This is a genomic window from Streptomyces sp. JLBG701 (genome assembly GCF_058544905.1).
The window spans coordinates 171,791-185,968 of record NZ_CM178588.1; the positions used below are offsets into that span (position 1 = coordinate 171,791).

At 68.4% G+C, this 14,178-nt stretch carries 13 protein-coding genes; 8 read left to right on the forward strand and 5 right to left on the reverse strand.

Features of this window, described 5'->3' with window-relative positions:
* Nucleotides 1-172: 172 nt before the first annotated feature.
* Genes AC5DRG_RS00900 through AC5DRG_RS00910 form a run of 3 tightly spaced genes read left to right on the forward strand, consistent with a single transcriptional unit; the run spans nucleotide 173 to nucleotide 3,157 of the window.
* Nucleotides 173-1,414, forward strand: a complete 1,242-nt coding sequence (locus AC5DRG_RS00900; RefSeq protein ID WP_491807376.1) for a cation:proton antiporter — start codon at nucleotides 173-175, stop codon at nucleotides 1,412-1,414.
* Nucleotides 1,401-1,862, forward strand: coding sequence for a CBS domain-containing protein (locus AC5DRG_RS00905; protein ID WP_491807377.1), 462 nt, complete (start codon nucleotides 1,401-1,403; stop codon nucleotides 1,860-1,862). Before AC5DRG_RS00900 ends, AC5DRG_RS00905 begins: the two co-directional genes overlap by 14 nt.
* Nucleotides 1,859-3,157, forward strand: a complete 1,299-nt coding sequence (locus tag AC5DRG_RS00910; RefSeq protein ID WP_491807378.1) for an ArsB/NhaD family transporter — start codon at nucleotides 1,859-1,861, stop codon at nucleotides 3,155-3,157. The genes AC5DRG_RS00905 and AC5DRG_RS00910 overlap by 4 nt, the downstream gene beginning before the upstream one ends.
* 24 nt (nucleotides 3,158-3,181) lie before the next feature.
* Here the strand turns inward: AC5DRG_RS00910 and AC5DRG_RS00915 are convergent, their stop codons facing one another.
* The gene (locus AC5DRG_RS00915; protein WP_491813387.1) at nucleotides 3,182-4,195 is read right to left on the reverse strand and encodes a PucR family transcriptional regulator; all 1,014 of its coding nucleotides are present in this window, start codon (nucleotides 4,193-4,195) and stop codon (nucleotides 3,182-3,184) included.
* A gap of 249 nt (nucleotides 4,196-4,444) precedes the next feature.
* Here AC5DRG_RS00915 and AC5DRG_RS00920 point away from each other — a divergent pair, with 249 nt between their 5' ends.
* Entirely contained in the window at nucleotides 4,445-4,936 is a 492-nt protein-coding gene (locus AC5DRG_RS00920; protein WP_491807379.1) for a hypothetical protein, read from the forward strand.
* Between the two features lie 121 nt (nucleotides 4,937-5,057).
* Here AC5DRG_RS00920 and AC5DRG_RS00925 read toward each other — a convergent pair whose 3' ends face one another.
* Nucleotides 5,058-5,615, reverse strand: a complete 558-nt coding sequence (locus AC5DRG_RS00925; protein ID WP_491813388.1) for a TerD family protein — start codon at nucleotides 5,613-5,615, stop codon at nucleotides 5,058-5,060.
* 292 nt (nucleotides 5,616-5,907) lie between these two features.
* Here AC5DRG_RS00925 and AC5DRG_RS00930 point away from each other — a divergent pair, with 292 nt between their 5' ends.
* A complete protein-coding gene (locus AC5DRG_RS00930; RefSeq protein WP_491807380.1) occupies nucleotides 5,908-6,402 on the forward strand; it encodes a hypothetical protein in 495 nt (164 codons plus the stop codon).
* Nucleotides 6,403-6,432: 30 nt separating this feature from the next.
* Here the strand turns inward: AC5DRG_RS00930 and AC5DRG_RS00935 are convergent, their stop codons facing one another.
* The 3 genes from AC5DRG_RS00935 to AC5DRG_RS00945 form a co-directional block, all read right to left on the reverse strand.
* Entirely contained in the window at nucleotides 6,433-6,909 is a 477-nt protein-coding gene (locus AC5DRG_RS00935) for a CBS domain-containing protein (protein ID WP_491807381.1), read from the reverse strand.
* 139 nt (nucleotides 6,910-7,048) lie between these two features.
* On the reverse strand, nucleotides 7,049-9,079 hold the full coding sequence (locus tag AC5DRG_RS00940; RefSeq protein WP_491813389.1) for an APC family permease: 2,031 nt from the start codon (nucleotides 9,077-9,079) through the stop codon (nucleotides 7,049-7,051).
* Between the two features lie 187 nt (nucleotides 9,080-9,266).
* The gene (locus AC5DRG_RS00945) at nucleotides 9,267-9,842 is read right to left on the reverse strand and encodes a hypothetical protein (protein WP_491807382.1); all 576 of its coding nucleotides are present in this window, start codon (nucleotides 9,840-9,842) and stop codon (nucleotides 9,267-9,269) included.
* A gap of 381 nt (nucleotides 9,843-10,223) precedes the next feature.
* On the opposite strand from AC5DRG_RS00945, the gene kdpF reads away from it, so the two are divergent.
* From kdpF to kdpB, 3 genes are read left to right on the forward strand one after another with little or no spacing between them, the layout of a single operon-like run.
* The gene (gene kdpF / locus AC5DRG_RS00950; protein WP_055544543.1) at nucleotides 10,224-10,313 is read left to right on the forward strand and encodes a K(+)-transporting ATPase subunit F; all 90 of its coding nucleotides are present in this window, start codon (nucleotides 10,224-10,226) and stop codon (nucleotides 10,311-10,313) included.
* An 8-nt stretch (nucleotides 10,314-10,321) separates the two neighbouring features.
* Nucleotides 10,322-12,022 (forward strand): potassium-transporting ATPase subunit KdpA, encoded by a 1,701-nt coding sequence (kdpA, locus tag AC5DRG_RS00955; protein WP_491807383.1) that lies wholly within the window; start codon nucleotides 10,322-10,324, stop codon nucleotides 12,020-12,022.
* Nucleotides 12,019-14,154 carry a potassium-transporting ATPase subunit KdpB gene (gene kdpB, locus AC5DRG_RS00960; protein ID WP_491807384.1) on the forward strand — a complete coding sequence of 712 codons (2,136 nt, stop codon included), beginning with the start codon at nucleotides 12,019-12,021 and terminating at the stop codon, nucleotides 14,152-14,154. Before kdpA ends, kdpB begins: the two co-directional genes overlap by 4 nt.
* Nucleotides 14,155-14,178: the final 24 nt, after the last annotated feature.

Here is a 14,178-nt window from a genome sequence, read left to right on the forward strand (position 1 = left end):
AGCTGCCGCCGCATTTCAGCATTGCCGGAATCCGGCAATGACCGAGCCCTCGCTGTGCGCATCAGTGATCTGTCAAAGATGCGTCAAGGGCGGGTAAGGTTCCCCCTGGTGTGCCGGGAAGCCTGGTCGGCGAGTAGGGGATCAATCTCTCTTCCGATCGGGGGTGGCCGTCATGGTGCTGGTGGTGGTGTTCGGTGCCGCGCTGTTGGTGGCGGTGCTGTTGTCGGGCCTGGCGGCGCGGACGGTGCTCTCGACCTCCTTCCTCTTCCTCGTCGGCGGGGCGCTGGTCAGCGACGGATTCCTCGGTCTGATTCACATCACGCCGGACAGCGAGATCGTGTCCGTGACGGCCGATCTGGCGCTGTTCGCGGTGTTGTTCACGGACGGCATGCACGTCTCGCTGCCCAAGCTGCGCGCCCACTGGAAGAACCCGGCGCGCGCCCTGGGGCTGGGCATGCCGCTCGCGTTCGTGTTCATGGCGCTGGTCACCCACTACTTGGTGGGCCTGGACTGGACGACGTCGTTCCTGGTGGGCGCGGTGCTGGCGCCCACGGACCCGGTGTTCGCCTCGGCGATCGTCGGGCGGCTCGAAGTCCCCGCCAAGCTACGGCAGTTGCTCAATGTGGAGAGCGGCATCAACGACGGGCTCGCCCTGCCGGTCGTCCTCGTCCTGATCGCCGCCGCCGGCCCGACCGCGGACAGCGCGGAAGCCTCCGGCTCCACGATCGCTCTTGAGCTGTTTCTCGGCCTGGTGTTCGGCACCGCCCTGCCGCTGATCGTGAACGGGCTGGTGCGCTTCCGGCTGTTGGGCGCGGAGCCGAAGCTGCAGCCGCTGCTGCCGCTCGCGACGGGAATCATCCTGTACGCGACCTGCCACCTCACCCACGCCAACCCCTACCTCGCCGCCTTCTCCGCGGGCGCGACCCTGGCGCACGTCTCGCCAGAGGCGAAGGCGTCCTTCGAGCCTCTCGGTGAGGCGCTCGCGGAACTCGCGAAGTTCGCGGCGCTTCTCGTTTTCGGCGCGCTGCTGACCCCGCATCTGTTCGGTGACCTGTCGCTCGGCGGTTATGCAGCCGTGGTCTTGGCGATCGTGCTGATCCGCCCGGCCTCGCTGCTGATCTCGCTACTCGGCACGGGGATCTCCCGCAAGGAGAAGCTGGTGGCGGCATGGTTCGGCCCGAAGGGCTTCGCATCGGTGGTCTACGGCCTGCTGGTGCTGCAATCCGGCATCCCGCAGGCCGAGAAGGCATTCACGCTGATCGCGGTCTGCATCGCCTTCTCGATCATCGCCCACAGCTCCACGGACGTGCCGATCGCCCGCGCCTTCGACGTCGACGAGCTGGCCGGGATCCCGGCCGCGCCCGAGGACACCGACGGCCAGTCCGAGGAGATCGGCGCCCATGCGCGCCCGTGACCTGGCGGAGCCGTACCCCACGGTGCTGGTCGACGACGATGCCCAGGAGGCGGCCCGGCTGGTGATGCGCGAGCGGCTGCCGGCCTTGCTGGTCTTCGACCGGGGCCAGTACCCGCACGCGATCGTGCCGGCCGCCCGCATCATCAAGGCCCTCGTCCCCGAGTACGTGCAGGACGATCCGCTCCTGGCCGCCGTGATCAACGATCGGTTCGACGACGACGCCCGGGAGTCGATGAGCGGACGGTCGGTGGCCAAGTGGCTGCCACGCGGCCACCGTCCGACCGCAGCAGTAGTCGGGCCGGACGCCTCACCCATGCAGATCGCGGCGCTCATGGCACGCAAGGACACCCCGGCCGTCGCGGTGATCGAACGCAACGGCGACAAGGCCAGGCTGATCGGCGCGGTCACCGCGGCCGCCCTGCTGGAACACTTCCTCGGAGGATCGTGAACGACTGGCACAGCTGGGCAGCGATCGTCGTCTTCGTCGGCGCGTACGCCCTGATCATCAGCGAGAAGATCCACCGCGTCGCCGTGGCCCTCGGCGGCGCGGGCCTCATGCTGGCGATCGGGGCCACGGACGACGTCTCGGCGTTCTACTCCGAGGACTCCGGCATCGACTGGAACGTCATCTTCCTGCTCATGGGGATGATGATGATCGTCGGCGTGCTGAAGAAGACCGGCATGTTCGAGTACCTGGCGATCTGGTCCGTGAAGAAGGCGAAGGCCAAACCGTTCCGGGTGATGGCTATGCTGATCGTCATCACGGCGGTCGCCTCGGCGCTCCTCGACAACGTCACCACGGTGCTGCTCATCGCGCCCGTGACCCTGTTGGTCTGCGAGCGCCTCGCGCTGCCCGCCGCCCCGTTCCTGATCGCCGAGGTACTGGCCTCGAACATCGGCGGCACCGCGACCCTGGTCGGCGACCCACCCAACATCATCATCGCCAGCCGGGCCGGCCTGACCTTCAACGACTTCCTGGTCCACCTCGCCCCGCTGTCCGCGGTCCTGGTCGTCGTCCTCGTCGCCCTGTGCCGGGTGATGTTCCGCAAGACGTTCGTCTACGACGAGGACCGCGCCGCCGAGATCATGGCACTGGAGGAGCGCGAGGCCATCAAGGACCCGCGCCTGCTGGTCCAGGGCCTGATCGTGCTCGCTTTGGTGGTGGCCGGGTTCGTCCTGCACCCGGTGCTGCACTACGAACCGAGCATCGTGGCCCTGCTCGGCGCCGGGCTGCTCATCGCCGTCTCCACGGCCGACACGAGCGAGGTCCTGTCCGAGGTCGAGTGGCCCACCCTCGCCTTCTTCGCAGGCCTGTTCATCATGATCGGCGGTCTGATCGACACCGGCGTCATCAACGAGGTCTCCAAGGGCCTGGCCGACGCGATCGGCACGAACGAACTCGGCGGCTCCATGACCATGTTGGGCGCCTCCGCGGTGCTGTCCGGCGTGGTCGACAACATCCCGTACGTCGCCACGATGGCGCCTATCACCAGCGACCTGGTCCACAACATGGGCGGCGACAGCGACCACGTCATGTGGTGGGCCCTGGCCCTCGGCGCCGACCTCGGCGGCAACGCCACCGCCATCGGCGCCTCCGCGAACGTCGTCGTCCTCGGCATCGCCGAACGCAACCGACAGCCGATCTCCTTCTGGCAGTTCACCAAGTACGGGCTGATCGTCACCGCCGCCACCGTGGCCATCGCCCTCGGGTACGTGTGGCTGCGCTACTTCGCCCTCGCCTGATCTGACATCTCAGCAAGCCGATGGTCACACCTCGTTGTCCGGCCAGCCCAGCAGTCTGGCGCCGATCACGGCCGTCTGCAGGGTGTAACGGTGAACGGAGTCGGCCGGGTTGGCGCCGGTGAGCTTGTGGATGCGTTCCAGGCGGTAGGTCAGGGCGCGCACGCTCAGGTTGAGGCGGCGGGCCGCTTCGGCCGCGACGCATCCCGAGTCGAAGTACGCGTTCAGTGTGTCGACGAGCGGTTGCGGGCCGCCGCGCGCGGCCTGGAGCGGGCCCAGGGTGTTGTGTACGAGGTCGGCCATGGCCTGCCGGTCGCGGGTGAGCACGGGGTAGACGAGGAGGTCGGCGGCGCGCAGCACGGGCTGGTCGAGTTCCAGGCGGTCGGCCAGGTCGAGGGCGTTGAGGGCCTCCTCGTACGAGTGGACGACGCCCCCGGCGCCGGGATGGACGCGCCCGATCGCGACCCGGCCGCCGCCGGCGGTCGCGTACGCCTGCTTGGCGAAGAACGTCAGGACGTCATCGTGGTCACCGGGCGCGATACAGATCAGCCGCCCGTCCTTCGTGGTGAGCAGGATGCGGCGCTCCCCGAACCGGGCGACCAGTGCGCTCTCCACCTGCCGGGTGGCGGGGTGGGTGTCGTCGACCGGCTCGCTGCCCTGGGCCACGGCGACGGCGTGGGCCCGGGAGAGGAGCAGCCCGAAGCGTTCGGCGCGTTCGGCGAGGCGGCCCAGGTCGCTGCGGCCGTAGAGCAGGTCGTCGATGAACTCCCGGCGCACTGCCTCCTCCTGACGCACGGCGAGCTTCTGCGCCCGCTCGTGCCCTTCGGCGAACGCGTCCACCGCCTGCTCGACGGCGGCGAGGACACGGTCGGATCCCGTGGAGGAGAGGGTGGGCCAGATCTCGCGGGTCGCGGACAGGTGCCGGCGGACGAGGGCCCGCAGCCCATGCCCTGCTTCGGCGGCGCGTTCCCCTCGGGCCCGCAGGGACTCCAGCTCGTTGCGGCTGAGGCGGCGACCGGTCGCGCACACGTCGGCCAGCATCTGGGCATACCCCTCCAGATACTCGTCGGGTATCTCCCGCCCTGTCACGATGCCCTCCCGTGTCCCTGATGCGCTGCTGACGTCTTCCTGACGCACGATGGACAAGAGTGGCAGACCCGAGGCACGTGAGACGGTCCGGCATTAACGGCGCATCAACATTGCCAGGTTATGGCAATGCGGCGGCCTGGCCGCCGCTGCCACGATGCTCTTGGCAGGAACGGGGGGCCGGTCCGGTGCCGGGCTACGGAAATGGCCGGCACCGGGTTCCTCCCCTCGATCGCGGGCGAATGGGGTGTCCTGGTGCGGGAGATCGTCGACGCGGCTGTCGGCTTCCCCACGGTCCCGTTCACCTCCGCGCTCATCGTGATCACCGGCTTCTGGCTGCTGGTGCTGCTGGGCCGAGCCGAACGTGACAGCTTCGACTCCGATGTGGATGCCGACGCGCTGGGCATGGGTGACCTTCCGGTGGCCGCGGCGGCCTCACTCGTGATCGCTCTGGCCTGGATCTTCAGCCTTGCCGGCTCAGTGCTGCTGCACCGCTCCGAGGCCTCCGGACTTCCCTACGCCGTGCTGGCCGTGGCCGTCCTTGCCGTCTCTCTGACGCTCGCCTACGTCGTCGCCCGCGTGACCGTACGGGCATGGGGCCGGGTTCGCGGTATCGCCCGGAGCGTCGACGCGGCATCGCCCACACGACCGGGGCCCGGCCGCGCCGGTACGGGAGACAGCCGATCCGAACCATAGGCTGCGCGCCAAGGTGTGCGGGGATCTCTGATCGACGGTCCATACGCCAATCTCAGGCGCATCTCGACACCGCCTTCTTCCTCCACCTCCAGCCGGCGCGAACGCCTGTGTCGTGGCCGGGTCAGGGCTGCCGGACGCTGCCCATCTCCGCAGCGAAGGCCGCCGGGGCGCTGTCGGACCCGCGGATCATCTCGTGAAGTTCCCACCCTCCGGTGTCGTCCCTCGTGAACTCCGCGACGGTCGTGGCGGTTGATCCGGCGACCCGTGCGAAGTCGTCCGCCACCAACTCCGTGTAGCCCTCGACGATCAGCACCCCGGCGTTCGATATGTCGCCGAAGGTTCGGGGGCCGCGGTCTTGATGGATGGCCACACCCACCACGACCCGCGCGTAGGAGGACGCCAGCCGTTCCAACTCCAGGACCATCACCTCGACAAAGCCGAAGCCCTGGCCAGTCTCGCTGTGCCGGCTCATGTTGATGGTGCCGTCCGGCGACCGGCTCTCGGAGTGAACGACGTACGCCGGCCGGCCGTGGGGATCGTCCGCCGAGTAGGTCGCGGCGATGATGTCGAGATGGCGCGGTGGTTGGCCCCAGGGGCTGGGATCCCACCGGAGCTTCACTTCGACCTTCGCGAGTCCCCTGATGACACCGCTCACCGGACGTTGCCTCCCCCGAACCAGACCCGTATGGAACGTATATCCATACCGTTAAGTATCGCTCTCCGCCAGCCTGTTGATGCCGCTGACCCTTGGCAGGTTCCTGTCCTTGGCTGGTTGTCCAGGCACTGCGTGTTGCAGCCGTGGTCCCTTGCTTGGCGGCTCACTGCATGGAATCGGCAGTTTTGTCCCCTGGCTTCCTTCCGGAGACCGGCAGCAGACAAAAGCCGATGCCATGCCTGACGTGGCCCGTATGGGACGGCGCGGCAAAAGGCGCGCCTCTGGAGGCGGTACTCACCGCGCGGGTGCCGTCCGAGTGGTCCATGACCGTTACTGGGCGCACGAGTTGCGCAGCGCGGTGCACTGTGGGGTGCTGCTCTTCGGAATGCTGGTGCTGCTCGACTGGGCGCTGGTGCGACTGACCGTCGGGCGCGCCGGATGGTGGGCCGGGCTCGCCGTGCTGCTCCTGATCATCCTTACGCCTCCGCGGGTGAGTGCGGAGAACGACGGACTCGACGCACGCGGACTCATGACCTACCACCGAGTGCGCACCGACCGGCTGGCGGCCGTGCGGATGTCCGATCGGGTCGCGCAGCGTCTGATTCTGAGTGATACGTGGGGTGGGCGGCTGGTGCTGGACCCGCGTGTCCTTGCCGCCAACCCTCTGCTGTGGCACCAACTGGATCAGGGTGCACGCCGGTCCCTCGAGCGTGGAACGCTGAGGTGCGGCATGCCGGTGCTGGAACGGGTCGGGCGGCGCATCGACTGCGAGCAATGCCGCGGAATCCTCCAGGCCTCCGGCATGCAATAGCCCGTACCTCCCGACGGGCTCGGGCCGTGGTCACGTGGAGCTGACCGCCCCCGCAGCGCCAAGGAGTTCGTGCAGGAGGTGCGAGGCGGTGATCACGCCGAGCAGGTGCGTGCCGTCCTTCGACTTCTCCGCCACTGCCACCAGCGGGCTGCGCACCTGTGCCATCAGGGCGGCGACCTCCAGCGCGGTGTCGTCGGGGTCGGCGATCGGCGGTGGGGCCGCCTTGCTGGACAGGCAGTCCCCGACGCGGCGGCCGGCCAGCGCCTGGCAGATCCGGTCGGCATGCTTCTCGTCGACGACCGCGGCGAGCGTCGGGTCCTCGACCACATAGGCGGGAACCAACACCTTGATCATCTGAGAGGCGGGCAGGATCGCCTTCGGCTCGCCGCGCTCGTCGAGCACCAGCAGGCCGGGCAGCTTGTGCTCGGCCATCAGCCGGGCCGCGTCCATGGCGTCGCTGTCGACGCTCACCGTTTCGTATCCGACCGCGAGGTCACGAGCGCGCACGGTGGGCTCCTCATCTGCTTGAAACGTTCCTGTGTTCAGCGTCGTACGCATCAGGAGCGCAGGCCAGGTCATTGACACGAAACATACGCGGCGGCCCCGTGCCGAGAGCGGATCGTGGCACACGGAGCGCCAACCGTGATCACCGCGTGCGGGCCCCACTGTCCGGACGCCCGGCCGAGTTCCGGGGCTCGCCGCGGCGGACGGAACCGGGGGCGCGGCCGGCCGGGTGGTCGGCACGAGCCGAGGAGGTCAGCTGCCAGGGGACACTGGTCACCATCACGCCGGGAGTGAAGAGCAGGCGGCTCTTGAGCCACAGAGCGGACTGGTTGTGGAGCAGGTTCTCCCACCAGTGGCCGACGACGTACTCGGGGATGAAGACGGCGACGACGTCGCGCGGGCTCTCGCGGCGGATGGAGCGCACGTACTCCACGACCGGGCGGGTCACCTCACGGTAGGGCGAGTCGAGGATCTTCAGGGGGACCTGAATGCCGTACTCCTCCCAGCGTCCGCGCAGGTCCGCCGCCTCGTCGCGGTCGACCGAGACCGTCAGGGCCTCCAGATGGTCGGGGCGGAAGGCGCGCGCGTACGACAGGGCGCGAAGGGTCGGCTTGTGGATCGTGGAGACCAGAACGATCGCGAACACCCTGCTGGGCGGGACGAGTTCGTCGCGCGGATCGGTGACGGCGAGCTCCGCGGTCGTGGCGTCGTAGTGGCGGCGGACACCGCGCATCATCACGTAGAGCACGCTAGCGGCGAGTACCGCGAGCCAGGCGCCCTGGGTGAACTTGGTGGCCAGCACGACCAGCAGGACCAGACCAGTGAAGACGGCGCCGGTGCCGTTGATGACGCGGGCCGTCTTGTGGCGGCGGCGCAGCGCCGGGTCGTGTTCGGTGCGCAGTTCACGGTTCCAGTGCCGCACCATGCCCGTCTGGGAGAGCGTGAAGGAGGTGAAGACGCCCAGGATGTAGAGGTGGATGAGCTGGGTGACGTTGGCCTGGAAGCCCCACAGCAGCAGTCCGGCGACGACCGCCAGGGCCACGATGCCGTTGGAGAAGGCGAGCCGGTCGCCCCGGTTGTGCAACTGGCGGGGCAGATAGCGGTGTTGGGCGAGGATCGAGGACAGCAGCGGGAAGCCGTTGAAGGCGGTGTTCGCGGCCAGGATCAGGATGAGGGCGGTGGCGGCCTGGATGAAGTAGAAGCCGATGCTGTGCTCGCCGCCGAAGACGGACGCGGCGATCTGGGCGATGACGGTGCGCTGGGTGTAGCTCTCGCAGCTTCCGTCCAGTCCGGTCAGGCGGCAGGAGTCCTCGGTGATGCGGACCTTGGAGATGAGCGCCAGTGCGGTGACGCCGATGAACATGGTGATGGAGATGGCGCCCATGACGGCCATGGTGGTCGCCGCGTTCTTCGGCTTGGGCTTGCGGAAGGCGGGGACGCCGTTGGAGATCGACTCCACCCCGGTGAGCGCGGTACAGCCCTGGGAGAAGGCGCGCAGCACGAGCATCACCAGGGCGAGACCGGCCAGGTGCGAGTCGCCCGGCTCCGCCGTGATGCCGTACTTGGCGGACTCGGCGACCGGCGCGTCCCCGACCAGATACCGGAAGAGTCCCGTCGCGATCATGATCAGTACGCCGCCGACGAAGAGATACGTGGGCGTGGCGAAGGCGCGGCCCGACTCGCGCACGCCCCGCAGGTTCATGGCGGTCAGCAGAGCGACGAAGCCCACCGCCATCAGCACGCGGTAGTCGGCGAGTTCGGGCACGGCCGAGATGATGTTGTCGACGCCGGAGGCGACCGAGACGGCCACCGTCATGACGTAGTCGACCAGCAGCGAGGCGGCGACCACGAGCCCGGCGGACGACCCGAGGTTCGTCGACGCGACCTCGTAGGAGCCGCCGCCGCTCGGGTACGCGCTGACCACCTGCCGGTAGGAGAGCACCACCACGGCCAGCAGCAGCACGACCGTCGCCGCGATCCACGGCGTGAAGTGCAGATAGGCCATCCCGCCGAGCGAGAGCACCAGCAGGATCTCCTGCGTCGCGTACGCCACCGACGACAACGGGTCGGAGGCGAAGATCGGCAGGGCGAGCCGCTTGGGCAGCAGCGTCTCGTGCAGCTCTTCGCTGCGCATGGCCCGCCCGATCACCAGGCGCTTGAGCAGACCGGTCATGTTGAACACGTGCGCGAGCGTAAGCCGCGAGGGGGGTCATGAAGGGAGGGCTGACCCGCCAGTTGGGCGTTAAGGGGCCGTTAGGATTTCGCGAGATGCGTACAAATGGAGCAAAAGAGGCAGGTGGGGAAAGGGGACGAGGGAGCCGGGCAGCGTATCCGCGAGGACGGGCCGACGAGCCGCCGGGCTACTCCTCCAGACCGGAGACCTTGAAGATCGCCAACGCCGTTTCGCGGTCAACGCGTTCCGACAACCGGCCCAGCGCGGCCCGCCCCTGGCACAGGGACTCCCGGCTTGCCGAGATGCGCGCGTCGGTGTCGAGGCGATGCCACAGGAGAGGGTTCGCGGTCAGGACGCGTGGGTCGAACTCGGCCCGGCCGCCCAGCGCGTCCCGCAGGACCAGGCACTGGCCTGCGCTCCCCGTCGTACGTACGGACACCAGGCGATCCGTCCGTACCCGATGGGTGCGCCAAGGACCCCGTACAGCCAGCCACCCCTCACCGGCGGTCACCCGCGGCGGCATCAGGATGAGGAACAACAGCAGCGCGAGCCCGCTCCACAAGCCGACGCGTGCCACGGAGAACGTCCCGGCCGCCGCGTCCGTCAGAAGCAGGAGACCGAGGAACAAGCCGGCGCAGGCGATCGCGCTGCACAGCCCCGCGGCCCATTGACGGTCGCGCACCAGCCCCTCGGACGGGAGCGCACGCTCGCCGGAATCTCCATCGATCCCGTCGATCCCGTGCCCATCGATACGGCGTCCCATAACGCCGACGGTAGGCCTTTAAGAGCGCCCTTTCGCGTTTCTTGACGCGTCGCTAACGGGCCGGCGATTCGTCCCTGACGGCCCGCCCCGTGGCTCAGGGCGCCTGGGTCCGGATCGGACTGTGTCCCCTGGACGGCGCACACGATGCCGCGACCGGGTCGGCGGGGCTGGGCGTATGGGATGCGTCAAGGGTGTACGGACCGCCGTAAGGGAGCCGTTAAGGGCGGCCGAACGTGGCCGGGAGGCAGGTTTCCTGTAGCGGTCCGATCCATTGATTCCCAACCTCATCCAGGAGCTCACGATGGCCGACGTGGCCTTCGTCGTCGCCACGATCGCGGTGTTCGCGCTGGTGGCCCTCGTCGCCAAGGGGGTGACGAAGCTGTGACCGCCGAAAACATCGTGGGCCTGATCGTGGCCGTCGCCCTGCTGGGCTACCTCGTCCTCGCCCTCGTCTTCCCGGAGAGGTTCTGAGCCCAGACATGAGCCCCGTGCTTGCTGATGTGCTCATGGTGACCGCGCTGATCGGCGCGCTCGCTCTGGTGCACCGTCCCCTCGGCGACTACATGGCCGCCGTCTTCCAGTCGAAGAAGCACCTGCGTATGGAGCAGTGGATCTACCGCTCGGTGGGTGCCGACCCGGATGCGGAGATGCGCTGGCCCGCGTACCTGCGCGGCGTGCTCGTCTTCTCCGCCGTGAGCGTGCTGTTCCTGTACGTGATGCAGCGCGTGCAGGACAAGCTGCCGCTGTCCCTCGGCTTCAAGCCGATCAGCCCGGACCAGGCCTTCAACACGGCCGCATCCTTCGTCTCCAACACCAACTGGCAGTCGTACTCGGGTGAAGTGGCCATGAGCCACGTCACCCAGACCGCCGGTCTGGCCGTGCAGAACTTCGTCTCCGCCGCCGTCGGCATCGCCGTCGCCATCGCGCTCGTCCGCGGCTTCGCCCTCCCCCACTCTCGGCTTCGCTCGAGCGGGGGGACCCCCATCCGCACCGGAGACCTGGGCAACTTCTGGGCGGACCTGGTGCGTTGCATCGTCCGCATCCTGATCCCGGTCTCGGTGGTCGCGGCGATCCTGCTGATCGCCGCCGGCGCCATCCAGAACTTCGGCGACATCCACACCATCACCACCCTCAGCGGTGACAAGCAGGCCATCAGCCCCGGCGCGGTCGCCTCCCAGGAAGCCATCAAGGACCTGGGCACCAACGGCGGCGGCTTCTTCAACGCCAACAGCGCCCACCCCTTCGAGAACCCCAACGGCTTCACCAACCTGCTGGAGATCTTCCTGCTCCTGGTGATCCCGTTCTCGCTGCCACGCACCTTCGGCAAGATGGTCGGCAACGTCAAGCAGGGCTACGCGATCCTGGCCGCGATGGGCATCATCTGGTTCGCCGGTGTCGTCGCCGTGACGTGGATCGAGTACGCCCACCCGGGTACCGCCTCGCAGCTCGCGGGCGGTGCGATGGAGGGCAAGGAGCAGCGGTTCGGCGAGGGGCCGTCGTCGCTGTTCGCGGTCTCCACGACCATGACGTCGACAGGGTCGGTCAACTCCTTCCACGACTCGTTCAGCGGCCTGTCCGGCGGTGTGCTGCTGCTGGGCATGATGCTCGGCGAGATCGCGCCCGGCGGCACCGGCTCCGGCCTCTACGGCATGCTGATCATGGCGGTCATCGCGGTGTTCCTCGCCGGTCTGATGGTCGGCCGCACCCCCGAGTACCTGGGCAAGAAGATCGGCACCCGCGAGATCAAGTTCGCGGCCTGCTACATCCTCGTCACCCCGGCGCTGGTGCTGATCGGCACCGGGGTGGCCATGGCCCTGCCGGACGGCAAGGACGCCATGACCAACATCGGGGCGCACGGCTTCTCCGAAGTGCTGTACGCCTACACGTCAGCCTCGAACAACAACGGCTCGGCGTTCGCGGGCTTCGGCGCGAATACGGAGTTCTTCAACACGACGCTGGGCCTGGCCATGATCTTCGGGCGCTTCCTGCCGATGGTGTTCGTGCTGGCGCTCGCCGGCTCGCTCGCCGAGCAGAAGCCGGTGCCGGTCACCGCGGGCACCCTGCGCACCGAGAAGCCGCTGTTCACCGGCCTCCTCGTGGGCGCAATCATGATCATCACTGGTCTGACGTTCTTCCCCGCGCTCGCGCTGGGCCCCCTCGCCGAGGGGCTGGCGTCATGACCACCAACACCAAGAAGCAAGAGGACTCGATGTCCACAGCCACCTCGACCCGGGCGCCGCACAGCGACGTACCCACCGGACACAAGGCCGCCGAGGGGCGTGTCGGCGCGGGTCTGTTCGACCCCAAGCTGCTGCTGAGGTCGCTGCCCGACGCGTGCCGCAAGCTCGACCCGCGGGTGATGGTCAAGTCGCCCGTGATGTTCGTGGTGCTTGTCGGCTCGGTGCTGACGACGGTGTTCTCCTTCAAGGACCCGGGCGACTGGTTCGGCTGGGCGATCAGCGCCTGGCTGTGGCTGACGGTCATCTTCGCCAACCTGGCGGAGGCCGTCGCCGAGGGGCGCGGCAAGGCGCAGGCGGACACCCTGCGCAAGGCCAAAACCGACACGGTCGCGCGCCGGCTGACCAAGGACGGCAAGACCGAAGAGCGGGTCCCCGGCACCGAACTGACCATCGGTGACCTGGTGGTCTGCGAGGCGGGCGACATCATCCCCGGCGACGGTGACGTCGTCGAGGGGGTGGCCTCCGTCGACGAGTCGGCGATCACCGGTGAGTCGGCTCCGGTCATCCGCGAGTCCGGCGGCGACCGGAGCGCCGTCACCGGCGGCACGAAGGTCCTCTCCGACCGCATCGTCATCAAGATCACGACGAAGCCCGGCGAGACCTTCATCGACCGCATGATCAACCTCGTCGAGGGCGCGGCACGGCAGAAGACCCCGAACGAGATCGCCCTCAACATCCTGCTCGCGTCTCTGACCATCGTCTTCCTCCTCGCGGTGGCGACCCTGCCGCCATTCGCGAACTACGCGGGCACGCACCTCACGATGGTCGTCCTGGTGGCGCTCCTGGTCTGCCTCATCCCGACCACCATCGGCGCCCTGCTCTCCGCGATCGGCATCGCGGGCATGGACCGGCTGGTGCAGAGGAACGTACTGGCCATGTCCGGCAGGGCAGTTGAAGCCGCGGGCGACGTCTCGACGCTCCTGCTGGACAAGACCGGCACCATCACCCTCGGCAACCGCCAGGCCTCGGAGTTCGTGCCGGTGAGCGGGACGACGGAGGCCGAGGTGGCGGACGCCGCCCAGCTGTCGTCGCTGGCCGACGAGACACCCGAGGGCCGCTCCATCGTCGTACTGGCGAAGGAGAAGTACGGGCTGCGCGAGCGCCACCAGGGCGAGCTGGCGCACGCCGAGTGGATCGCCTTCACCGCCCAGACCCGGATGTCCGGGGTGGACGTCGACGGGCGCAAGATCCGCAAGGGCGCGGCCGGTTCGGTCATCACCTGGGTCAAGGAGCAGGGCGGCACGGTCTCCGAGGACGCCGAGGCGCTCTCCAACCGCATCTCCGAGGCCGGCGGCACGCCGCTGCTGGTGGCCGTCGAAGACACGGAAGGCGCCCGGGTGTTGGGCGTCATCCACCTCAAGGACGTCGTCAAGGACGGCATGCGCGAGCGGTTCGACGAGCTGCGCCGCATGGGCATCAAGACCGTCATGATCACGGGCGACAACCCGCTGACGGCCAAGGCGATCGCGGACGAGGCGGGCGTCGACGACTTCCTCGCGGAGGCCACTCCCGAGGACAAGATGGCGCTGATCAAGCGCGAGCAGGCCGGCGGAAAGCTCGTCGCGATGACCGGTGACGGTACGAACGACGCGCCGGCGCTGGCCCAGGCCGACGTGGGCGTGGCCATGAACACCGGTACCTCGGCCGCCAAGGAGGCCGGGAACATGGTGGACCTGGACTCCAACCCCACCAAGCTCATCGAGATCGTCGAGATCGGCAAGCAACTGCTGATCACCCGGGGCGCGTTGACCACGTTCTCCATCGCCAACGACGTCGCGAAGTACTTCGCGATCATCCCGGCGCTGTTCGCGGCGGTCTATCCGGGCCTGGACAAGCTCAACATCATGGACCTGTCCTCGCCGGACTCCGCGATCCTGTCCGCGGTCATCTTCAACGCGCTGATCATCATCGCGCTGGTCCCGCTCGCCCTGCGCGGAGTTCAGTACCGGCCGGTCAGCGCCGACAAGATGCTCCGCCGCAACCTCGGGATCTACGGCCTCGGCGGTCTGATCGCCCCCTTCATCGGCATCAAGCTCATCGACCTGCTCATCTCCCTCATCCCCGGGCTGTAATTTCTTGAAAGCGTGCTGAAGGCC